The sequence below is a fragment of the Azospirillum sp. BE72 genome (assembly GCF_031455875.1).
GTDB lineage: Bacteria > Pseudomonadota > Alphaproteobacteria > Azospirillales > Azospirillaceae > Azospirillum.
Map to the genome: position 1 here is coordinate 57702 of NZ_JAVDTO010000001.1, position 21639 is coordinate 79340.

Annotated in this window: 19 protein-coding genes and 1 pseudogene; 19 read left to right on the forward strand and 1 reads right to left on the reverse strand. The window is 67.6% G+C overall.

Annotation, left to right across the window (positions count from 1 at the left end; translation table 11 throughout):
- Nucleotides 1–65: 65 nt before the first annotated feature.
- The 12 genes and pseudogenes from lnt to pnp all read left to right on the forward strand — a co-directional run bounded on the left by lnt (nt 66) and on the right by pnp (nt 15271).
- Nucleotides 66–1679, forward strand: coding sequence for an apolipoprotein N-acyltransferase (gene lnt, locus J2Y49_RS00310; RefSeq protein WP_310110727.1), 1614 nt, complete (start codon nt 66–68; stop codon nt 1677–1679).
- A gap of 130 nt (nt 1680–1809) precedes the next feature.
- On the forward strand, nt 1810–2304 hold the full coding sequence (locus tag J2Y49_RS00315) for a helix-turn-helix domain-containing protein (RefSeq protein ID WP_149223706.1): 495 nt from the start codon (nt 1810–1812) through the stop codon (nt 2302–2304).
- 222 nt (nt 2305–2526) lie between these two features.
- Nucleotides 2527–3711, forward strand: a complete 1185-nt coding sequence (gene metK, locus J2Y49_RS00320; protein ID WP_409017763.1) for a methionine adenosyltransferase — start codon at nt 2527–2529, stop codon at nt 3709–3711.
- Nucleotides 3712–3819: 108 nt separating this feature from the next.
- Nucleotides 3820–4542, forward strand: coding sequence for a tRNA (guanine(46)-N(7))-methyltransferase TrmB (locus J2Y49_RS00325; RefSeq protein WP_310110729.1), 723 nt, complete (start codon nt 3820–3822; stop codon nt 4540–4542).
- 264 nt (nt 4543–4806) lie between these two features.
- Entirely contained in the window at nt 4807–5307 is a 501-nt protein-coding gene (gene rimP / locus J2Y49_RS00330; protein ID WP_194913331.1) for a ribosome maturation factor RimP, read from the forward strand.
- Between the two features lie 128 nt (nt 5308–5435).
- Entirely contained in the window at nt 5436–6995 is a 1560-nt protein-coding gene (nusA, locus tag J2Y49_RS00335; RefSeq protein ID WP_194913330.1) for a transcription termination factor NusA, read from the forward strand.
- A gap of 74 nt (nt 6996–7069) precedes the next feature.
- Complete coding sequence (locus J2Y49_RS00340; RefSeq protein WP_310110730.1) at nt 7070–7843, forward strand: RNA-binding protein; 774 nt, start codon at nt 7070–7072, stop codon at nt 7841–7843.
- A gap of 21 nt (nt 7844–7864) precedes the next feature.
- On the forward strand, nt 7865–10735 hold the full coding sequence (gene infB / locus J2Y49_RS00345) for a translation initiation factor IF-2 (RefSeq protein WP_310110732.1): 2871 nt from the start codon (nt 7865–7867) through the stop codon (nt 10733–10735).
- A gap of 237 nt (nt 10736–10972) precedes the next feature.
- Nucleotides 10973–11440, forward strand: a pseudogene (rbfA, locus tag J2Y49_RS00350) (30S ribosome-binding factor RbfA); the annotation flags it as partial.
- Nucleotides 11441–11570: 130 nt separating this feature from the next.
- Nucleotides 11571–12512 carry a tRNA pseudouridine(55) synthase TruB gene (gene truB / locus J2Y49_RS00355; protein WP_310110735.1) on the forward strand — a complete coding sequence of 314 codons (942 nt, stop codon included), beginning with the start codon at nt 11571–11573 and terminating at the stop codon, nt 12510–12512.
- Between the two features lie 14 nt (nt 12513–12526).
- Entirely contained in the window at nt 12527–12796 is a 270-nt protein-coding gene (gene rpsO / locus J2Y49_RS00360) for a 30S ribosomal protein S15 (protein ID WP_085090536.1), read from the forward strand.
- Nucleotides 12797–13159: 363 nt separating this feature from the next.
- Nucleotides 13160–15271: a polyribonucleotide nucleotidyltransferase gene (gene pnp, locus J2Y49_RS00365; protein ID WP_310110742.1), complete on the forward strand. Its 2112-nt coding sequence runs from the start codon at nt 13160–13162 to the stop codon at nt 15269–15271.
- A 75-nt stretch (nt 15272–15346) separates the two neighbouring features.
- On the opposite strand, the gene J2Y49_RS00370 is transcribed toward pnp, so the two are convergent.
- Complete coding sequence (locus J2Y49_RS00370; RefSeq protein WP_310110744.1) at nt 15347–16081, reverse strand: SDR family oxidoreductase; 735 nt, start codon at nt 16079–16081, stop codon at nt 15347–15349.
- Nucleotides 16082–16196: 115 nt separating this feature from the next.
- Here J2Y49_RS00370 and J2Y49_RS00375 point away from each other — a divergent pair, with 115 nt between their 5' ends.
- The 7 genes from J2Y49_RS00375 to J2Y49_RS00405 all read left to right on the forward strand — a co-directional run bounded on the left by J2Y49_RS00375 (nt 16197) and on the right by J2Y49_RS00405 (nt 21631).
- On the forward strand, nt 16197–16883 hold the full coding sequence (locus tag J2Y49_RS00375) for a YafY family protein (protein WP_310110746.1): 687 nt from the start codon (nt 16197–16199) through the stop codon (nt 16881–16883).
- Nucleotides 16884–17014: 131 nt separating this feature from the next.
- Complete coding sequence (locus tag J2Y49_RS00380; protein ID WP_310110749.1) at nt 17015–17455, forward strand: VOC family protein; 441 nt, start codon at nt 17015–17017, stop codon at nt 17453–17455.
- Nucleotides 17452–17934, forward strand: a complete 483-nt coding sequence (locus J2Y49_RS00385) for an EVE domain-containing protein (RefSeq protein WP_310110752.1) — start codon at nt 17452–17454, stop codon at nt 17932–17934. Before J2Y49_RS00380 ends, J2Y49_RS00385 begins: the two co-directional genes overlap by 4 nt.
- A 235-nt stretch (nt 17935–18169) precedes the next feature.
- Entirely contained in the window at nt 18170–18916 is a 747-nt protein-coding gene (locus J2Y49_RS00390; protein WP_310110755.1) for a heme ABC transporter permease, read from the forward strand.
- A gap of 18 nt (nt 18917–18934) precedes the next feature.
- On the forward strand, nt 18935–19168 hold the full coding sequence (ccmD, locus tag J2Y49_RS00395; protein ID WP_310110759.1) for a heme exporter protein CcmD: 234 nt from the start codon (nt 18935–18937) through the stop codon (nt 19166–19168).
- Nucleotides 19165–19629, forward strand: a complete 465-nt coding sequence (gene ccmE / locus J2Y49_RS00400) for a cytochrome c maturation protein CcmE (RefSeq protein ID WP_149223723.1) — start codon at nt 19165–19167, stop codon at nt 19627–19629. Before ccmD ends, ccmE begins: the two co-directional genes overlap by 4 nt.
- Nucleotides 19630–19636: 7 nt before the next feature.
- Entirely contained in the window at nt 19637–21631 is a 1995-nt protein-coding gene (locus tag J2Y49_RS00405) for a heme lyase CcmF/NrfE family subunit (protein WP_310110766.1), read from the forward strand.
- Nucleotides 21632–21639: the final 8 nt, after the last annotated feature.

Here is a 21639-nt window from a genome sequence, read left to right on the forward strand (position 1 = left end):
GGCGCCCCTGCCCGGCCGCATTACCTATGGCGCCGCCTGCCCTTGCCGCTGCCGGAGTTTCCGCCTTGACCGCCACCGACACCCTGCCCGTCCCGGCCCGGCTGGGCCGCGTCTCCGCACGGCTGTCCGCGCTGACCGGATGGCGCCGGATGGCCGCCGCGATGGTGCTGGGCGGGCTCGCCACGCTGGCGCTGCCGCCGGCCGATCTGCTGCCGGTGCTGCTGCTGGCCTTCCCCGGGCTGATCTGGCTGCTGGACGGAGTGGAGACGAAGAAGGGCGCCTTCGCGGTCGGCTGGTTCTTCGGCTTCGGCCATCACCTGCTCGGGCTCTACTGGATCAGCGCCGCGCTGTTCACGGATATCGAGCGGTTCTGGTGGGCCTTGCCGCTGTCGGCGGTCGGCCTGCCGATCCTGCTGGCGATGTTCAGCGGCGGCGCCACCCTGTCATTCCACCTTCTGCGCCGCCGCGGCTTCGGCGCCGGGCTGGCGCGGCCGCTGCTGTTCGCCGCCTGCTGGTGCCTGTGGGAATGGCTGCGCGGCCATATCTTCACCGGTTTTCCATGGAACCTGATCGGCTATGGCTGGGTCGGGGTGCTGCCGGTGCTGCAGAGCGTGTCGCTGTTCGGCATCTATGGCCTGACGCTGGTGACGGTGCTGGTCGCTTCGCTGCCCGCCGCCCTGCCCGACCGCGACACCACGCCGCGCCGCGCCTGGGCCGGCGTCGCCGCCGGGCTGGCGCTGCTGGCCGTGCTCGGCGGCTGGGGAGCCTGGAGGCTGGCGGGTGCGGTCGACGAGCCGGTGCCGGACTTGCGGCTGCGGCTGGTCCAGGCGGCCATCGACCAGCGGCTGAAATGGGCTCCCGGCGAACGGGTGCAGAATTTCCAGAGCCACCTCGCCCTGTCGGCCGCCCCCCCGGCCGATCCCGCCGCCCCGCCGCCAAACGTCGTCATCTGGCCGGAGACCGCCGTCCCCTTCTTCATTGAGGACGACGCGCGCGTGCGGCAGGCGATGGCATCGGTCACCCCGCCCGGCGGGCTGCTGATCACCGGCGCGCCCCGCACCACCGTCGGCGAGGATGGCGAGCGGCGCTACTACAACGGCATGGTGGCGGTGGACGGCAGCGGCGCCGCGGTCGCCAGCTACGACAAATTCCACCTCGTCCCCTTCGGCGAGTACATGCCGCTCCGGCAGTGGCTGCCGGTCGGCGCCATCGCCGGCAACGGGGCGGAGTTCTCCGCCGGGCCGGGACCGCGCACCCTGCATCTTGCGGGCAGTGCCGCCGGCTTGCCGCCCTTCAGCCCGTTGATCTGCTACGAGAGCATCTTCCCAGGTGCCGTGGTCGACACCGCCGACCGGCCGCAATGGCTGCTCAACCTGACCAACGACGCCTGGTACGGCCGCACCGCCGGACCTCACCAGCATTTCGCCATCAATCAAGTCCGCGCGGTGGAGGAAGGGCTGCCGCTGGTCAGGGTGGCGAATACGGGAATATCCGGGGTGGTGGACGCGTACGGACGTGTGCAACAATTGCTCGGTCTGGGTGAACGAGGCTTCATCGATACCACGTTGCCGAAAGCGCTATCCGGCGTCACAGCCTATGCCCGCATGGGCGACTGGATTTTCGGCATAGGGCTTCTGGGCTGTTTTCTGGCGGCCTTGGCCTCGCGATATCACCGGTGACGCAGCATTACGGGCAATAGGCCCGCCATAGGCAGAACAATTTCGTGCAACCGGGTTGACCGGAGCGGACTTGACTGCATACGTGGATATGTCGTAACTAGGTTGCACAACCGCTACAGGGATAAACGAGATGCAGACTGAAACCGGGGCGCCGCGCGGGCGCCGTGCGGGTGCGGGCCGTCCGAAGACCGGAAAGCCGAATCCCATCGATGTCCATGTCGGATCCCGCGTCCGTCTCCGCCGCACGCTTCTCGGCATGAGCCAGGAAAAGCTGGGCGAGGCGATCGGCCTGACCTTCCAGCAGGTGCAGAAGTACGAACGCGGCGCCAACCGCATCGGCGCGTCGCGTCTGTTCGATCTCAGCCGCGTGCTCGACGTGCCGGTCTCCTTCTTCTTCGACGACATGCCGGCCGATGCCGCCGCCGCCCGTGTCGAGGACGACGATGAGGCGGGCGCTTCGGACGAGCGGGCCGTCGCTGCCTATGAGCCCGATCCGATGGCCAAGCGCGAGACGCTGGAGCTGGTCCGCGCCTATTACAAGATCAGCGACCCGTCGGTGCGCAAGCGCCTGTTCGAGTTGACGAAAGCGGTCGCCAGCGCCGCCGTCGCGGAAGCGGCCGAGTAACTCCCGCCGGTTGACGCACGGCATGCGATACCCACCGAAAGGGGATGGTGCGGCGCGCCCGCGCTCCCCCTTCGTGTGGCGTGTGCGCTGATTGGGCCGATCCTTTACCGCTGGTAGTCTTCTTGACCGCGGGTGAATTCCTTGTCAAAACCGGTTTTGGACCGGTGTCTGCGGCCGCTGTACCGGTCTGCCGTTTCGGCTCATGAAATAGCGTGCCGCCGAATGCCGAGGTTTCCCGTGGCAAAGCTCAACTACGTCTTCACCAGCGAGTCCGTGTCGGAAGGTCATCCCGACAAGGTCTGCGACCGCATTTCCGACGCCATCGTCGATCTTTATCTTTCGCACGACCCGCAGGCCCGCGTGGCCGTCGAGACACTGGCGACCACCAATCAGGTTGTTCTGGCCGGCGAAGTCCGTGGCCCCGACAGCATCAAGGCCGACCAGCTGGTCGAGGTCGCCCGCGCCGCGGTGAAGGACATCGGTTACGAGCAGGACGGCTTCCATTGGGAGAAGATGGACGTCAAGTGCTTCGTCCACTCCCAGTCCGCCGACATCGCGGTCGGCGTCGACGCCGCCGGCAACAAGGACGAGGGTGCCGGCGACCAGGGCATCATGTTCGGCTATGCCTGCCGCGAGACCCCGGCCCTGATGCCGGCGCCGATCTATTACAGCCACGCCATCCTGAAGTCGCTGGCCGAGGCGCGCCATTCCGGCGCCGCCCCGCAGCTGGGCCCGGACGCCAAGAGCCAGGTCACCCTGCAGTACATCGACGGCAAGCCGATGCGGGCCACCGCCATCGTGCTGTCGACCCAGCACGCCGAGGGGCTGGAGCAGGACGCCGTGCGCGAGATCGTCCTGCCGCACATCGTCAACTGCCTGCCGGAAGGCTGGATGTGCGACGATAAGAACCTGTACGTCAACCCGACCGGCCGTTTCGTCATCGGCGGCCCGGACGGTGACGCCGGCCTGACCGGCCGCAAGATCATCGTCGACACCTACGGCGGCGCGGCCCCGCACGGCGGCGGCGCCTTCTCCGGCAAGGACCCGACGAAGGTCGACCGCTCGGCCGCCTATGCCGCCCGCTATCTCGCCAAGAACGTCGTCGCGGCGGAACTGGCGGAGAAGTGCACGATCCAGGTCTCCTACGCCATCGGCGTGTCGAAGCCGCTGTCGGTCTATGTCGACACCCACGGCACCGGCAACGTCGACGAGGACCGTCTGTCCGACATCCTGCAGCAGCTGGTGGACCTGTCCCCGCGCGGCATCCGCACGCATCTGGGCCTGAACAAGCCGATCTACGCCCGCACCGCCGCCTACGGCCATTTCGGCCGCGAGCCGGAGGTCGACGGCGGCTTCTCGTGGGAGAAGACCGATCTGGTCGGCGACCTGCGGAACGCCTTCCTCTAAGGCGCCTTCGCGGCATAGTATCCGCAGCCGATGCGGAAAAGACGGCAGGGGCTGGAAACGGCCCCTGCTTTCTTTTGCGCTTTCCTCATTTCCATGCAGCGTTCCGACATGACCGACGACAGCACCTCCGGATCCCTTTCCGAAAGCTCCAACCGCCTCTTCGGGCGCCGCAAGGGCCGGCCGTTGCGCAAGCGCCGGACGGAGCTGATCGACACCCTGCTGCCGCAGCTCCAGATCGCGCTGCCCAAGCCCGGCGACCGGCTGGACCCGGCCGGCCTGTTCGACGGCCCGAAACGGGAAATCTGGCTGGAGATCGGGTTCGGCATGGGCCATCACCTCGCCTGGCAGGCCGGACACAATCCGGATGTCGGCATCATCGGCGCCGAACCCTTCCTCAACGGTATCGCGGGCCTGCTGGGCATGGTCGAGGACGAGACCTTGAGCAATGTCCGCATCCAGCCCGACGACGCCCGGCCGCTGCTGGACGCCCTGCCCGATGCCTCGATCGGCCGCGCCTTCGTGCTGTTCGCCGATCCTTGGCCGAAGAAGCGCCACGCCGACCGCCGATTCATCGGACCGGAGAACCTGCCGCGGCTGGCCCGCGTGCTGAAGGACGGCGCGGAGCTGCGCCTGGCCAGCGACGACATGGGTCTGGTGCGCTGGATGCTTGAACACACGGTCAAGCATCCCGATTTCGAATGGACGGCGCGACGCCCGTCGGACTGGCGCGTCCGGCCCGACGACTGGCCGGCGACCCGGTACGAGGAAAAGGCCATCGCCGCCGGCCGCAAGCCGGTCTTCATGCGGTTCGTCCGTCGCCTGCGAAGCTGACGCATACCCGTTCCGCTTGAGAATCCGACCGGCAAAGCCGATCACGCCCGAAAAGGCTTGCGGCATCGGGCGGAATGACTATATTCAGCCTCTGAGAACCCATACGGATCGGCGGCCCGGGCAACCGGGCCGGCGAGACGCTTTGCGGGTGGGCTTTTGCCCACTTATTTTTTTATCAGCGTGTGGAAACGCGCGCTTTTTGAACCTTCTGTTGTGGAAACCTCGTCCGGTTCGATCCCGGCCGCAGGCTTTGGGTTAGGTGGAATGGACGCTACAGGTCGCATCGAACAGATCATCACGCCGTCGGTCGAAGCCATGGGCTATGAGGTCGTGCGCGTTCAGATCTCAGGCGGCCAGCGGTCGATTCTCCAGATCATGGCGGAGCGCGCCGACGGCGCGCCCATGACTGTCGAGGATTGCGCCGACATCAGCCGCTCCGTCTCGGCCCTGCTGGACGTGGAAGACCCGATTCGCGAAGCCTACACGCTGGAGGTCAGCTCGCCCGGCATCGACCGGCCGCTGACCCGCCTCAAGGATTTCGAGCGCTTCGCCGGCTTCGAAGCCCGGCTGGAGAGCCGCATGGCCATCGACGGCCGCAAGCGTTTCAAGGGCATGCTGAAGGGCGTCGAGGACGGCCTCGTGTGCGTCGACACCGAACAGGGACCGGCCCGGCTGGAGTTCGACAACATCCTGCGCGCCAAGCTGGTGCTGACGGACGAGTTGATCCGCGCCAGCCAGGAGCAGCAGGAGGGCCCGCAAAACTGACGGCCCGGGTCCGCCAAGGACACGCCGACAGGATGCCCGCCCCCGAAAGCCGAACCGATATCCCGCCGAACCGACCGGACATCACGCAAGACCGGCATCACACAAGACCGAGCCAGGAAGTGTAACGGATGGAATTGCTGCAAGTCGCTGACGCGGTCGCCCGCGAAAAGAACATCGACCGGGACGAAGTCCTGGAGGCGATGGAGCAGGCGATTCAGAAGGCCGGCCGCTCCAAGTACGGCCACGAGCACGACATCCGCGCCCGGATCGACCGCAAGACCGGCGACATCCATCTGACCCGCCATCTGGAGGTGGTCGAGACGGTGGAGAACGAGGCCACGCAGGTCACCCTGCCCTACGCCCAGCGCCGCAAGCCCGGCGCCAAGATCGGCGATTTCCTGGTCGACCCGCTGCCGCCGATCGATTTCGGCCGCATCGCCGCCCAGACCGCCAAGCAGGTGATCGTGCAGAAGGTGCGCGACGCCGAGCGCAAGCGCCAGTTCAACGAGTACAAGGACCGCAACGGCGAGATCGTCAACGGTCTGGTCAAGCGCGTGGAATACGGCAACGTCACCGTCGACCTGGGTCGCGCCGAAGCGATCCTGCGCCGCGACGAGCTGCTGCCGCGCGAGCATTTCAAGAACGGCGACCGTGTGCGCGCCTATATCTACGACGTCCGCGAGGAACCGCGCGGGCCGCAAATCTTCCTGTCGCGCACGCATCCCATGTTCATGGCGAAGCTGTTCGCCCAGGAAGTGCCGGAAATCTACGACGGCATCATCGAGATCCGGGCGGTCGCCCGTGATCCGGGAAGCCGTGCGAAGATCGCCGTCCACAGCAACGACAGCTCCATCGACCCGGTCGGCGCCTGCGTCGGCATGCGCGGCAGCCGCGTCCAGGCGGTCGTCGGCGAGCTGCAGGGCGAGAAGATCGACATCATCCCGTGGTCGGGCGAGGCGGCGACCTTCGTCGTCAACGCGCTCGCTCCGGCCGAGGTCGCCAAGGTCGTGCTCGACGACGACAACCGCCGCATCGAGGTGGTGGTGCCCGACGACCAGCTGTCGCTGGCCATCGGCCGCCGCGGCCAGAATGTACGCCTCGCCTCGATGCTGACCGGCTGGGACATCGACATCCTCACCGAACAGGAGGAGTCGGAGCGCCGGTCGGAGGAAATCCACAGCCGTTCGGCCCTGTTCATGAAGGCGCTGGACGTTGACGACGTGATCGCCCACCTGTTGGTTGCCGAAGGCTTCACCTCTGTCGAGGAGATCGCCTTCGTCGAGACTGAGGAACTGGCGGAGATCGAAGGCTTCGACGAGTCGGTTGCCGACGAGCTGAAGCAGCGCGCCCTCGCCTTCCTGGAAGTGCAGGACGAACAGGCAAACGAACGCCGTCTGGAACTGGGCGTCGAGGACATCGTCGCCGAGCTGACCGGCTTCACCGCCACACAGCTGGTGAAGCTGGGCGAGAACGGCGTCAAGACGCTGGACGATCTGGCCGATCTGGCCGGTGACGAGCTGGTCGAGATCCTGTCCAAGGACGGCGCCAAGGACGCGCCCTCGGAGGAAGAGGCGAACGCGATCATCATGGCCGCGCGCGCCCACTGGTTCGAGGGTGAGGAACAGGACGGCGCCGCCGCGGCCCCTGCGGCAGATGGCAGCGCCGGTGGTCAGGGCGCGCAGGCCTGACCGGCAGCAATGCCGGTTGGAACTGCGCCCGACAGGAACGATTATTCGGGACCGCGCGAGCGGATGACGATCGGATGACCGAACGGAACGACGAACGGACACCGACCGCCGCCGCGGATGCGGTGCCGGATCAGGAATTGGCACAGGACGAAGGTGCCGGGACGGACCGCCTGCCGGCCGACGACGAGAAGGGGCCTCTGCGCCGCTGCATCGCGTCGGGCACGGTCGGGCCGAAGGAGAGCATGATCCGCTTCGTGATCGGCCCCGACGGCGAGGTGGTTCCCGACCTGGAGGAACGTCTGCCCGGCCGCGGCCTTTGGGTCACGGCCGACCGGGATGCCCTGGCGAAGGCCATGGGTAAATCCGTTTTCGCCAAAGCGGCCCGTCGGGCGGTGAAAGTACCGCCCGATCTGGCCGAGAGGCTGGAACGGCTGCTGGAACGGCGTTGTCTGCACGCGTTGGGCCTTGCCCGCCGTGCCGGGCACGTTTTGGCAGGGTACGAGAAGGTGCGCGAGGCGTTAAAGGCCAACCAGGTCGGCCGTGCGGGTCCCCCGCCGGCCCTGCTGGTGGAAGCCGCGGACGGCTCGCTGGACCAGCGCGGCAAGGTGACGGCGCTCGCGCCGTCGCTGCCGGTGATCGATCTGTTCCAATCCTCGGCTTTGGCCGCGGCGCTGGGACGCGATCACGCGGTGCACGCCGTGGTGGCGCGGGGCAGGCTGGCTGCAGGGCTGGCCCGCGATGCGGCACGCCTGAGGGGGCTGAAGGGTCCCTTTGGGGATCTGGATGCGCACCGGGAATCTGATAAGGGCTGGGGAGTCGGCGATACGGCCGGCCGGCCTGCGATGTAACGTCTGACCACTCGGGAACCGATGACCGATAGCAACGACCAGGACCAGAAGAAAGTCTTGCACCTAACCGGCGCCAGCAAAGGAAAGCTGGAGTCGAAGAAGCCGGTCGAGACCCAGGTCCGGCAGAGCTTCTCCCATGGCCGGTCAAAAGCGGTGACCGTAGAGGTCAAGCGCAAGCGTCATGTTGAAAAGGGCGCCGTGCCCGGCGTTGCCGACGGCGGCGCCGCTGCGCGTCAAGCTGCTCAGGGCCTGCCCATGCGCGGCGCGCAGGGCCAGCGGCCCCGCGGCGGCGGTGCCCCTGCCGGGCGCCAACTGACCCGCGAGGAGCTGGAATCCCGCCTGCGTGCGCTTCGTGGCGCCGCGGCGTTCGAAGAGCAGCGCCGGATCGAGGCCGAGGAAGAAGCGGTCCGCGCGGAAGCGCGCGCCGCCGAGGCCGCCGCCCGTGCCGCCGAAGAGGCAACCGCCGCTCCTGCCGCCGCATCCGATTCCGCTGCCGCTCCGACCGTCTCCGACGCTCCGGCCCAGGCCGAGCCGGAAATGCCGCCGATCATCCTGGACGCCGACACCTTGCGCCAGCGCGAGCTGGACGAGATGCGCGCCATCCAGGAGGAAGAGCGCAAGATCGCCGCAGAGGCCGAACGCCGCCGCAAGGAGGAAGAGGCCAAGCGCAAGGAAGCCGAGGAGGCCAAGCGCCGCGACGCCGAACCGGCGGTCCGCCGTGACGGTGGCCGCGACGGTGGCCGCGATGGCGCGCCCCGCGACGGCGCCCGTCCCGCCGGTGCCCGTCCGGCTGGCGATCAGCGCCCCGGCGGTGCCTCCGCACGTCCTGCCGGCGACGCCGCTCCCGGCCGCACCCTGCCGGGTGCCGGTGCCCCGCCGGCCCGCGCCGTCGAGGAGGAGGACGACAACCGCCGCAAGGGTGGCCGTGGCGGCGCCCCGGCCAAGGCCGCTCCGGCCCGTCCGGCCGCCAAGGCTCCTGCCGGTGCCGACCGCCGCAAGGGCACCAAGCTGACCGTCTCGCAGGCGCTCAGCGACGACGGCAGCGACCGCACCCGGTCGCTGGCCGCCGTCCGCCGTGCCCGCGAGCGTGAACGCCTGCGCCAGATGAGCCGCCAGGAGACGGCGAAAGTCACCCGCGACGTCGTGCTGCCGGAAGTCATCACCGTCCAGGAGCTGGCCAACCGCATGGCCGAGCGTGGCGCCGACGTCATCAAGGCGCTGATGCGCATGGGCGTGATGGCGACCATCAACCAGACCATCGACGCCGACACCGCCGAGCTGCTGATCACCGAGTTTGGCCACCGCGTCCGCCGCGTGTCGGAGTCCGACGTCGAGATCGGCCTGCGTGCCACCGAGGAAGAGGGTGCCATCCTGGTCCCGCGTCCTCCGGTCGTCACGATCATGGGCCACGTCGACCACGGCAAGACCTCGCTGCTCGACGCGCTGCGCCAGACCGACGTGGTGTCGGGCGAGGCCGGCGGCATCACCCAGCACATCGGCGCCTATCAGGTGCAGCTGGAGTCGGGTGCGAAGATCACCTTCATCGACACGCCGGGTCACGCCGCCTTCACCGAGATGCGTGCCCGCGGTGCCAACGTCACCGACGTGGTCGTGCTGGTGGTGGCCGCCAACGACGGCGTCATGCCGCAGACGATCGAAGCCATCCGCCACGCCAAGGCGGCCAAGGTTCCGATCATCGTCGCCATCAACAAGTGCGACCTGCCCGATGCCAAGCCGGAGCGCGTCCGTCAGGAACTGCTCCAGCACGAGCTGGTGGTCGAAGAGATGGGCGGCGACGTTCTCGACGTCGAAGTGTCGGCCAAGGCCAAGCGCAACCTGAACAAGCTGGAAGAGGCGATCCTTCTTCAGGCCGAAATCCTGGAGCTGCGGGCCAACCCTGAGCGCGCCGCCGAAGGCGTCGTCATCGAGGCGAAGCTGGAGCGTGGCCGTGGTTCGGTCGCCACCGTGCTGGTCCAACGCGGCACGCTGAAGGTCGGTGACGTGTTCGTGACCGGTGCCGAATGGGGCCGTGTCCGTGCGCTGATCAACGACCGCGGCCAGAACGTCAACGAGGCGGCCCCGGCCGTCCCCGTCGAGGTCCTGGGACTGAACGGCACGCCGATGGCCGGCGACGACTTCACCGTTGTCGAGTCCGAAGCCCGTGCCCGCGAGATCGCCGAGTTCCGCCAGCGCAAGAAGCGCGAAGCGGTGGTGGCGGCCTCCGCCCGCGGTTCGCTGCAGGACATGTTCAGCCGCATCCAGGCCGGCGAGGCCAAGGAACTGCCGGTCGTCATCAAGGGCGACGTGCAGGGCTCGATCGAAGCCATCGCCAGCTCGCTGGAGAAGCTCACGGCCGAGAACACCGAGGTCAAGGTCCGCGTCCTGCACAACTCGGTCGGTGCGATCAACGAGTCCGACATCACGCTGGCCAATGCGTCCAACGCGATGATCATCGGCTTCAACGTCCGCGCCAACCCGCAGGCCCGCGACCTCGCCAAGCGCGACGGCGTCGAAATCCGCTACTACTCGATCATCTACAACGTGATCGACGACGTGAAGGCGGCGCTGACCGGTCTGTTGTCTCCGACGCTGCGGGAACGCTTCATCGGCTACGCGACCATCCGCGAGGTGTTCAACATCACGAAGGTCGGCAAGGTCGCCGGTTGTATGGTCACGCAGGGTGTCGTCAAGCGCGGCGCCGGCGTCCGCCTGCTGCGCGACAACGTCGTCATTCACGAAGGCACGCTCAAGACGCTCAAGCGCTTCAAGGACGAAGTCAAGGAAGTGCGCGAGGGCTACGAGTGCGGCATGGCCTTCGAGAACTACGACAACATCCAGGCCGGCGATCAGATCGAAGCCTTCGAGATCGAGGAAATCGCTCGCGAGCTGTGACCTGTTCGGTTCGCCCGATCCCTTCCGGCTTCGCGCCGGGATGGATCGGGTGGCCTTTTTGTTTTGCGGGGCGCGGGATCAGTCCTGCGCCCTGTTCCTATATTGGGGTGATCGCCACCGCCCTGCGCCTGCCCGGCGGGCGGCGGTTAGGGTGGGAGACCGACAGCTCCCATATGTGTGTGATCGGCCGGAGAGCTGAATCAGCCCGGCAAGAGACATCGACGAAAGACACGTATCATGGCCAGCAAGAAGCGCGGCGCGTTCGTCGCCGGCAAGCCCCCGTCCCAACGGCAACTGCGCGTCGGCGAGGAGTTGCGCCATGCGCTTGCCGACCTGTTCCGCCGCGGTGACTTCCACGATCCGGAGCTGGCCTCGCTGAACGTCACGGTCACCGAGGTGCGGATCAGCCCCGACCTGTCCAACGCCACCGTCTTCTATTCGACGTTGGGCGGCGAGCGGATGGAGGAGGCCCAGGTCGCCCTGCGCCGGGCCGCCGCCTTCCTGCGCGGACAGGTCGCGCGCATGGTCAACCTGCGTCACGCCCCGACGCTGAGCTTCGAAGGCGACACCTCCTTCGACTATGCCCACCGCATCGACAGCATCCTGCACAGCCCGGAGGTCGCCCGCGACCTGAGCGGACATCCGCTGGGCCGCGTCAACGGCGACGACGACCATGACGAGGATGAGGACGATTCCTGGGACGAGGAGGACGATCTCGGCCCCGACGAGTCGGACGAGGACGACGACCTCGACGATGACGACCGCGCCATGCTCGATGACGAGGACAAAGCTGCGGATAAGGGCGAAGGCGAGGACGAGAGCCGGGGCGGCCGTCGTGGCTCGTAAGCGCAAGGGCACGCCGATCCATGGCTGGATCGTGCTGGACAAGCCCGAGGGCATGACCTCCACCCAGGCGCTGTCGAAGGTGCGCCGCCTGCTGAACGCCGAGAAGGCTGGGCATGGCGGCACGCTGGACCCGCTGGCGACCGGCATCCTGCCGATCGCGCTGGGCGAGGCGACCAAGACCGTCTCCTACGCCATGGATGGCGCCAAGACCTACCGTTTCTCCATTCGTTGGGGTGAGCGGACGACCACAGACGACCGCGAAGGCGCGGTGATCGACCGCTCCGACCACCGGCCCAGCACGGACGCGATCCGCGCTGCCCTGCCCGCCTTCCTGGGCGAGATCCAGCAGGTGCCGCCGCAATTCTGCGCCATCAAGATCGACGGCGAGCGCGCCTACGACATCGCGCGCGAAGGCGACGCGGTGGATCTCGCCGCCCGCACCGTGCGCATCGACCGCTTCGAACTGGTCGAGGAACCCGACACCGACCATGCGGTGTTCGAGGTGGATTGCGGCAAGGGCACCTATGTCCGCTCGCTGGCCCGCGACCTGGCGGAAGCGCTGGGAACGGTCGGCCATGTCGGGCTTCTGCGTCGTTTGCGCGTCGGGTCCTTCACGCTGGACCGCGCGATTTCCCTGGACGAACTGGCCGCCATGGAGCAAGGTGCGGCCGTCGAACGACTTCTGTTGCCGATCGAGACCGCGCTGGACGACATCCCGGCGCTGGCCCTGACGGAAGCGGAAGCGCACCGACTGAGGCACGGCCAGACGGTGGCTCTCCTCACCCGACAGGATCGTGACCGCCTGATGGCGGTTCAGGGTGCTGACGGTGGGGATGGCACCGTTATTGCGCTTTTCGGCGGAACGCCGGTGGCGTTGGCCCGTGTCGAGGGGGCGGAGGTCCGTCCGGTGCGCGTGCTCAACCTCACGTGATTTAGGAGACCCCGATGTCGATTACGCCCGAGCGCAAGCAAGAGCTGATCAAGGAATATTCGCGCGGTGAGGCCGACACCGGCTCGCCCGAGGTTCAGGTGTCGATCCTGACGGAGCGCATCAGCAACCTGACCGAACACCTGAAGAGCCACAAGAAGGACTTCCACTCCCGCCGTGGTCTGCTGGTGATGGTCGGCCAGCGCCGCCGTCTGCTCGACTACCTGAAGAAGAAGGATCAGTCGCGCTACGCCGCTCTGATCGAGCGTCTGGGCCTGCGCCGCTGACAGCTGCGCCGTCCCGCTGACGGGTTCGGGTTCCCCTGGCCGGCCACCGGCCGGGGGTTTCCCCGGAAGTCCGGCGGGAACACAGAAGTCGAGCACCGAAGCCGTCGTCCACCTGTATCGTTCCGGAACACCTCATTGGTTATTGGCAATAGAAACTCGATCTTGAGCGTTTCGTGATGGACAGGCCGGCCCGTTTATTCGGGGACCGGCCTTTTTTGCATCCACGGCACCTCTATCTTGATTCGTTCATTCCTGTTGTCGAACACCATATCTCCAGTTTTCTCGCGGGGTCCTACGACCGATGGCCCCGGCCTTGGGCGGCAATCCGGCCGTTGCAGGGTGTCGGATGGAAGGAAAGAATCGATGTTTACTGTTCATCGCAAGGAAATCGAATGGGGCGGGCGCAAGCTGGTCCTGGAAACGGGCAAGATCGCCCGTCAGGCCAACGGCGCGGTTCTGGTCACCTATGGTGACACCACCGTCCTGTGCACCGCCGTCGCCGCCAAGGCGCCGAAGCCGGGCGTCGATTTCTTCCCGCTGACCGTCAATTACCAGGAAAAGGCGTTCGCGGCCGGCAAGATCCCCGGTGGCTTCTTCAAGCGCGAAGGCCGTCCGACCGAGAAGGAAACGCTGGTCAGCCGCCTGATCGACCGTCCGATCCGTCCGCTGTTCGCCGATGGCTTCCGCAACGAGACGCAGGTCGTCTGCACCGTGCTGAGCCATGATCTGGAGAACGATCCGGACATCGTGGCGATGGTCGGCGCCTCGGCCGCGCTGACGATCTCCGGCATCCCGTTCCTGGGTCCGATCGGCGCCGCCCGCGTCGGTTACAAGAACGGCCAGTATGTGCTGAACCCGACCATGGACGAGGTCGAGGACAGCGACCTGGATCTGGTCGTCGCCGGCACCGTCGAAGGCGTGCTGATGGTCGAATCGGAAGCCAAGGAGCTGACCGAAGAGGTCATGCTGGGCGCCGTCATGTTCGGCCACACCAACTTCCAGCCGGTGATCGAGATGATCATCGACCTGGCCGAGGAAGCCGCCAAGGAGCCGTGGGATCTGCCGGAGCCGGCCTATGACCGCAAGGCACTGAAGGCCCGTCTGCGCGAGACCGTCGGGTCGGACGTCGAGGCTGCCTACACCGAGATGGTCAAGCAGAGCCGCTACGAGAAGGTCGGCGCCGCCAAGGCGAAGGCGCTCGAGACGCTGGCCGAGGAGTTCGACGCCCAGTCGATCGGTTTCGAGTTCAAGGAGCTCGAGGCCGACATCCTGCGCGGCGCCGTCCTGAAGACCGGCCGCCGCATCGACGGCCGCGACACCAAGACCGTGCGTCCGATCGTGTCGGAAGTCGGTATCCTGCCGCGCGCCCATGGTTCGGCCCTGTTCACCCGCGGCGAAACCCAGGCGCTGGTCGTGACCACGCTGGGCACCAGCCAGGACGAGCAGATCATCGACGCGCTCGAAGGCGAGTACCGCGAGCACTTCATGCTGCACTACAACTTCCCCCCGTACTCGGTGGGTGAAGCCGGCCGCATGGGCAGCCCCGGCCGCCGCGAGATCGGCCACGGCAAGCTGGCGTGGCGCGCCATCCACCCGCTGCTGCCGAAGAAGGAAGACTTCCCCTACACGCTGCGCGTCGTGTCGGAAGTCACGGAGTCCAACGGCTCCTCCTCGATGGCCACCGTCTGCGGCACCTCGCTGTCGCTGATGGACGCCGGCGCGCCGCTGGCCCGTCCGGTCGCCGGCATCGCCATGGGCCTGATCAAGGAAGACCACGGCTTCGCCGTCCTGTCGGACATCCTGGGTGACGAAGACCACCTGGGCGACATGGACTTCAAGGTCGCCGGCACCGAGGTCGGCGTCACCGCCCTGCAGATGGACATCAAGATCACCTCGATTACCGAGGAGATCATGAAGATCGCGCTGGGCCAGGCCAAGGACGGCCGCCTGCATATCCTGGGCGAGATGTCCAAGGCGCTGACCGGCGCCCGCGAAGGCGTCAACGAGAACGCCCCGCGCATCACCGTGATCAACATCCCGAAGGAGAAGATCCGCGACGTGATCGGCTCCGGCGGCAAGGTGATCCGCGAGATCGTGGAGCAGACCGGCGCCAAGATCGACATCGACGACGACGGCACCGTCAAGGTGTCCGCGGTCGACCAGAAGAAGTCGGACGCCGCCATCGAGTGGATCAAGGGCATCGTCGCCGAGCCGGAGATGAACGTCGTCTACACCGGCAAGGTGGTGAAGGTCGTTGATTTCGGCGCCTTCGTGAACTTCCTGGGCTCGCGCGACGGCCTCGTCCACATCTCCGAACTGGCGCAGCAGCGCGTCGGCAAGGTGTCGGACGTCGTGTCGCAGGGTGACTCGGTGAAGGTCAAGGTCATCGGCTTCGACGACCGCGGCAAGGTCAAGCTGTCGATGAAGCAGGTCGACCAGGCCACTGGCGAAGACCTGACCAAGAAGGCGGAGTGATCCGTCTCTCCCGGTTCGGGTAACGAAAAAGCCCCGGCTCGCAGGAGCCGGGGCTTTTTTCTTTCTGCGGCGCCGTCATCGCCCGCCGGACACGTCGAGGATCGCGCCGGTCGTGTAGGATGCGGCATCGCTCAGTAGCCAGACGGCGGCCTCGGCCACCTCCTCCGCCCGCCCGGCACGGCCGAGCGGGGCGTTGACGCCCAGGCGTTGGGCGCGGCCGGGCTGTCCGCCGCTGGCGTGGATCTCCGTGTCGATCAGGCCGGGGCGGATCGCATTGACGCGGACACCCTGCGGCCCCAACTCCTTCGACAGCCCGACCGTCAGCGTGTCCAGCGCCGCCTTCGATCCGGCATAGTCCACATACTCGAAGGGCGAGCCGAGCCGGGCCGCCGCCGAGGACATCAGGACGATGGAGCCCGCCCCCCGCGGCGCCAGACGGCGCGCACTCTCCCGCGCGCAGAGATAGGCGCCGAAGACGTTCACCTCGAATACGCGGCGCATCCGCTCGGCGCTCATTTCGGCCAAGGGGCAGGACGGCGCGACGATGCCGGCGTTCACCACCACGCCGTCGAGCGGTCCAAGCTGCTGTTCCGCCGCGTCGAACATGGCGACGACATCCGCCTCGACCGCCACGTCGCCGCGGAGCGTCACAGCCCGGCCGCCCGCCGCCCGCACCGCGTTGGCCGTTTCATCGGCGGCGGCTTCGTTGCCGATATAATTGATGCCCACCGACCAGCCGCGGCTGCCGGCCAGCACAGCGGTGGCCTTTCCGATCCCGCGCCCGCCGCCGGTGATAAGGATGGTTTTCATGACTCCCTCTGGATTGAGCCTCAACCACTGCGACAGTATGCTTGCCTGAACCGGGTGAACACCCCGAACAAGCGGTGCTTTCCATCGCTGCCCCTGTCCCTCACCCTCCGGTTTCATGTCGCGCGCCGAACGTCTCCTCGATCTGATGCAGGTTCTGCGGCGGCATCGGCAGCCGGTCAGCGGCAAGTCGCTTGCCGGCGAGCTGGGGGTCAGCCTGCGCACGCTCTATCGCGACATCGCCACGCTGCAGGCGCAGGGCGCGATGATCGAGGGGGAGCCGGGGGTGGGCTATCTGCTGCGGGCCGGTTTCCTGCTGCCGCCGCTGATGTTCACCGAGGAGGAGCTGGAGGCGCTGGTGCTGGGGTCGCGTTGGGTGGTGGACCGCGGCGACAGCCGGCTGGGCGGAGCGGCGCGCAACGCGCTCGCCAAGATCGCCGCGGTGCTGCCGCCGGACAAGCGGGAGGGGCTGGACGGCTCCGCCCTGCTGGTCGGGCCGGGTGAACCGATCGCCGCAGGAGATGCCGAGCTGGCGACCATCCGTACTGCCATCAGGGCGGAGCGCAAGCTGGAGATCGCCTATCGCGACCGCGACGGGTCGGAAAGCCGGCGCATGGTCTGGCCCTTCGCGCTCGGCTTCTTCGACCGGGTGCGGGTGATGGTGGCGTGGTGCGAACTGCGCCAGTCCTTCCGCCATTTCCGCACCGACCGCATCCTGGCATTGACCGCCAGCGACATCCGCTATCCCCGCCGCCGACAGGCGATGCTGAAGGAATGGCGCGCGGCGGAGGGCATTCCGCAATGAGGATGGGAGGGGGTTGACACCATGCTGACGGAAACTGTCAGCATGTCGGCCTAGTCTTGGCTGTGCCGGTGAGGGCGGCGAACGGAACCAACCGGCCGCCCCACCCCATCCCTTTAAGACCGGAGCCAGCCATGACCGCCATCGCAGCCACCGCCACTGCCAAGCCCGCCGCCGCCAAGCTCGCGCTCGATTTCGTCCTGCTCCATGTCGACAGCCCGGCCGCCAGCGCCGCCTTCTATGCCGACCTGCTGGGCCGGCCGCCGGTGGAGGCCTCCCCCACCTTCGCCATGTTCAAGGCGGGCGACGGGCTGATGCTGGGCCTGTGGTCGCGCCATACGGTGGAGCCGGCGGCGACCATGCCGGGCGGCAGCGAGATCGCCTTCACCGTCGCCGACGAGGCCGCGGTGCACGACCTCCACGCCGACTGGAGCGCCCGCGGCCTGACCATCCTGCAGCCGCCGACCACGATGGATTTCGGTCATACCTTCGTTGCACGCGACCCCGACGGCCACCGGCTCCGCGTGTTCGCTCCCCATCAGGAAGAGAACCAGTCCGAACAGGTGCGGTCGTGAGCGGCGGCACGCGCACCGGCAGCACACGCACCGGCAGCTGGATCGCGGTGGCCAGCGCCGAGCATGTTCGGCGCGGCCGGGCCGGCGGCTTCATGCAGGTCTGCCACGGCAAGGCGGCGCCGCTGCGGCGGATCCGGCCGGGCGACCGGGTCGTCTACTACTCCCCCACCGACCGGTTCGGCGCGGCGGACGGGCTGAAGTCCTTCACCGCCGTCGGCACCGTCCTGCCGGGAGAGCCCTACCAGTTCGACATGGGCGGCGGCTTCATCCCTTTCCGGCGCGACGTGTCATGGTGGCCGGCGGAGGAGGCACCGATCCAGCCGCTGCTGGACCGGCTGGAGTTGACCACCGGAGTGCGGAACTGGGGCTATCCCTTCCGCTTCGGACTGCTGCCGGTCAGCCCCCGCGACTTCGACCTGATCGCCGGGGCGATGCGGGCGGCTTTGGGCGAGGGAATGCGGGAGGAACTGGCCGCCTGACCGAAAAAAGATCCGCCGGCGGGAAGGGATGAAAAGCCCCTCCCCCGGCGTCTTTACAGCCAATGAACCGAGCGCCTCCAGGGGCTTGGGACCACTCATACCTTGGTGTCAGAGTACGAACGAACGGCGGTTCTTCCTGACCGAGATCAAGGCGAAACCCCTCGCAGTCCGCCATACATGCGCTTATATCGTCCGCAAGCCTGACCAAGGTCACCTGTACCGGGGCCATCGATCTATGCATCGCTTCGCCAATCCCGCCCGTTTCCTGCGCCTGTCGGCCGTGCTTCTGCCGTGGTGCGCAGGGGCGACCGTGATCCTGACGATCCTCGGGCTGTGGCTCAGCCTGTTCAGCTCGCCGCCGGACTATCAGCAGGGCGAGACGGTGCGGATCATGTACATCCATGTGCCCGCCGCCTGGATGAGCCTGTTCGTCTACACCAACATGGCCATCGCCGCGGCGGTGGGCCTGGTGTGGAAGCACCCGCTGGCCGACCTGTTCGCCAAGGCCGCCGCCCCCATCGGTGCCGGCTTCACCTTCGTGTGCCTGGTGACCGGGTCGCTGTGGGGCGCGCCGATGTGGGGCACCTGGTGGGTGTGGGACGCCCGGCTGACCAGCGTGCTGATCCTGTTCTTCCTGTATCTCGGCTACATGGCCCTGGTGAACGCCTTCGACGACCCGCAGCGCGGCATGAAGGCTGGCAACGTCCTGCTGCTGGTCGGCATCGTCAACGTGCCGATCATCAAGTTCTCGGTCGACTGGTGGAACACGCTGCACCAGCCCGCCAGCGTCGTGCGCATGGGCGGTCCCAGCATCGACCCCAGCATGCTGACGCCGCTTCTGGTTATGGCCGGTGCCTTCACCGCCTATTTCCTGTCGGTGGTCCTGCTGCGCGTGCGCACGGAGATCGCCCAGCGCAAGATACAGACGTTGCGGCTGTCGGTTGCCGGCGACGGCGCGGTGACGGACGGGATGCAGGGCTGAGGACGCAGGGACAAGACGATGAACGAATTTCTCCACATGGGCGGCTACGCCGCCTACGTCTGGCCGGCCTACGGCATCGCCACCCTTGTCCTGCTGGGCCTGCTGGTTGCCACCTGGAAGGGGCTGCGCAACGCCGAGGCGACGCTGAAGGCGCTGGAAAGCGCCCGCCCGGCCCGCCGCCGCACCCGCAACGCCGGCCGCAAAGCGGCCGATCAGAACGCCGGAACACCGGCGGAAGCGAGCGAAGGATGACCCGCAAGAAACGCCGCCTCTACATGCTGGGCCTCGCCCTCCTGGGGCTGGGCTCGGCGACCGCCCTGGCGCTGACCGCCTTCCAGGACAACATCGTCTTCTTCTACAGCCCGACCCAGCTGCAGACGCAGCAGGTGGGCGACCGCAATTTCCGCCTGGGCGGGCTGGTCGAGGAAGGCAGCGTGCAGAAGACGCCGGACGGTCTCACCACCTCCTTCCGCGTCACCGACACCGCCCACACCATCGACGTCCGCTATCGCGGCCAGCTGCCCGACCTGTTCCGCGAGGGCCAGGGCGTTGTGGCCGAGGGCAAGCTGACCGGCGGCGTCTTCGTCGCGCGCGAGGTGCTGGCCAAGCATGACGAGAACTACATGCCGCCCGAGGTGTCGGAGGCGCTGAAGCAAGCCGGCGTCTACAAGAACCCGGCGGAGTCCGAGACGAAGACCGCGAAGAAGGAGTAGCGGGACCGTGATCCCCGAACTCGGCCATTATGCGCTGGTGCTGGCGCTGTTCGTCGCGCTGGTGCAGTCGGTGCCGCCGCTGGTCGGCGCCGCCACCCGCAACGGTGCCTGGATGAACGTCGCGGTGCCCGCGGCCATCGCCCAGATGCTGCTGGTGCTGGTCGCCTATGCCGCCCTGACCTGGGCGCATGTGGTGTCGGATTTCAGCGTGCTGAACGTGGTGCAGAACAGCCACTCGGCCAAGCCGATGCTCTACAAGGTGTCGGGCGTCTGGGGCAACCACGAGGGCTCGATGATGCTGTGGATCGTCATGTTGACGGTCTTCGGCGCCGCGGTGGCCATGTTCGGGCGCAACCTGCCGCCGACGCTGAAGGCGCGGGTGCTGGCGGTCCAGGGGCTGATCGGAGTCGGCTTCCTGCTGTTCATCCTGGCGACGTCCAACCCCTTCATCCGCGTGATCCCGGCGCCGATCGACGGCAACGACCTGAACCCGCTGCTGCAGGACCCCGGCCTCGCCTTCCACCCGCCCTTCCTCTATGCCGGCTATGTCGGCTTCTCCATGGCCTTCTCCTTCGCCGTGGCCGCCCTGATCGAGGGGCGGGTCGATCCCGCCTGGGCGCGCTGGGTGCGGCCCTGGACGCTGGCCGCGTGGTCGACCCTGACCATGGGCATCGCCATGGGCTCCTGGTGGGCCTATTACGAGCTGGGCTGGGGCGGCTGGTGGTACTGGGACCCGGTGGAGAACGCGTCCTTCATGCCCTGGCTGGCTGGCACCGCGCTGCTGCACTCCGCCATCGTGGTGGAGAAGCGCGACGCGCTGAAGAGCTGGACCATCCTGCTGTCCATCGTCACCTTCTCGCTGTCGCTGATGGGCACCTTCCTGGTGCGCTCGGGCATCCTGACCTCGGTCCATGCCTTTGCCGTCGATCCCAAGCGCGGCGTCTTCATCCTGGTGCTGCTGGCGATCGCCACCGGCGGCTCGCTGCTGCTCTACAGCCTGCGCGCGCCGTCGCTGAAGGCCGGCGGCCTGTTCGCGCCGATCAGCCGCGAGGGCGCGCTGGTGATGAACAACCTGCTGCTGTCGACCGCGACGGCGACGGTGTTCATCGGCACGCTCTATCCGCTGTTCCTCGACATCCTGGAGTTGGGCAAGGTGTCGGTCGGCGCCCCCTTCTTCAACGCCACCTTCATCCCCGTCGCCATCCCGATGATCGTCGCCATGGTGGTCGGCCCCTTCCTGTCCTGGAAGCGGGCGGACCTGTGGGCGGCGCTGAGCCGGCTGTGGATCGCCGGCGTCGCCGTGGTGATCGCCGTCGCCGTCACTGCCTATGTCAAGGCGGGCGGCGGGCCGCTGCTGGCGCTGGTGGGCATCGCGCTCGCCGCCTGGGCCTTCGTCGGCTCGCTGGTGGAGTTCGCCGACCGCATCGCCTTGTTCCGCACCTCCTTCCGCAACAGCTGGCACCGCGCCGTGCATCTGCCGCGCAGCGCCTGGGGCATGACCATTGCGCACGCCTGCGTCGGCCTGTCGATCCTCGGCATGACCGGCACGTCGGCTTGGCAGACGGAATCGATCACGGCGATGAAGCCGGGCGATCAGACCACCGTTGCAGGCTACGAGTTCCGCTTCGACAGCATCGGGCTGGTCGACGGCCCGAACTTCAAGGCGGAGCGCGGCGTCTTCACCGTCACCGAGGACGGCCGGCCCGTCGCAACCCTGACGCCGGAACGCCGCAGCTACACCACCACCCGGATGACGACGACGGAATCGGCCATCCACACCACGGTCTTTTCCGACCTGTATGTGGCGCTGGGCGACCCGACGCAGAACGGCACCGCCTGGATCGTCCGCATCTACCACCATCCGTTGGTGCCGTGGATCTGGATCGGCGGCGCGGGGATGATGCTGGGCGGACTGGTGAGCCTGACCGACCGCCGGTTCCGCATCGGCGCGCCGGAACGCCGCCGTACGGCCGGCAAGTCGGCTCCGCTTCCGGCCGAATGAGGACCAAG

What these genes read in the sequence shown, in the direction of transcription:
- J2Y49_RS00315 (WP_149223706.1), top strand. Translation starts at nt 1,810, where the DNA reads ATGCAGACTGAAACCGGGGCGCCGCGCGGGCGCCGTGCGGGTGCGGGC.
- metK (WP_409017763.1), top strand. Translation starts at nt 2,527, where the DNA reads ATGCCGAGGTTTCCCGTGGCAAAGCTCAACTACGTCTTCACCAGCGAG.
- J2Y49_RS00325 (WP_310110729.1), top strand. Translation starts at nt 3,820, where the DNA reads ATGACCGACGACAGCACCTCCGGATCCCTTTCCGAAAGCTCCAACCGC.
- rimP (WP_194913331.1), top strand. Translation starts at nt 4,807, where the DNA reads ATGGACGCTACAGGTCGCATCGAACAGATCATCACGCCGTCGGTCGAA.
- nusA (WP_194913330.1), top strand. Translation starts at nt 5,436, where the DNA reads ATGGAATTGCTGCAAGTCGCTGACGCGGTCGCCCGCGAAAAGAACATC.
- J2Y49_RS00340 (WP_310110730.1), top strand. Translation starts at nt 7,070, where the DNA reads ATGACCGAACGGAACGACGAACGGACACCGACCGCCGCCGCGGATGCG.
- infB (WP_310110732.1), top strand. Translation starts at nt 7,865, where the DNA reads ATGACCGATAGCAACGACCAGGACCAGAAGAAAGTCTTGCACCTAACC.
- rpsO (WP_085090536.1), top strand. Translation starts at nt 12,527, where the DNA reads ATGTCGATTACGCCCGAGCGCAAGCAAGAGCTGATCAAGGAATATTCG.
- pnp (WP_310110742.1), top strand. Translation starts at nt 13,160, where the DNA reads ATGTTTACTGTTCATCGCAAGGAAATCGAATGGGGCGGGCGCAAGCTG.
- J2Y49_RS00370 (WP_310110744.1), bottom strand. Translation starts at nt 16,081, where the DNA reads ATGAAAACCATCCTTATCACCGGCGGCGGGCGCGGGATCGGAAAGGCC.
- J2Y49_RS00375 (WP_310110746.1), top strand. Translation starts at nt 16,197, where the DNA reads ATGTCGCGCGCCGAACGTCTCCTCGATCTGATGCAGGTTCTGCGGCGG.
- J2Y49_RS00380 (WP_310110749.1), top strand. Translation starts at nt 17,015, where the DNA reads ATGACCGCCATCGCAGCCACCGCCACTGCCAAGCCCGCCGCCGCCAAG.
- J2Y49_RS00390 (WP_310110755.1), top strand. Translation starts at nt 18,170, where the DNA reads ATGCATCGCTTCGCCAATCCCGCCCGTTTCCTGCGCCTGTCGGCCGTG.
- ccmD (WP_310110759.1), top strand. Translation starts at nt 18,935, where the DNA reads ATGAACGAATTTCTCCACATGGGCGGCTACGCCGCCTACGTCTGGCCG.
- ccmE (WP_149223723.1), top strand. Translation starts at nt 19,165, where the DNA reads ATGACCCGCAAGAAACGCCGCCTCTACATGCTGGGCCTCGCCCTCCTG.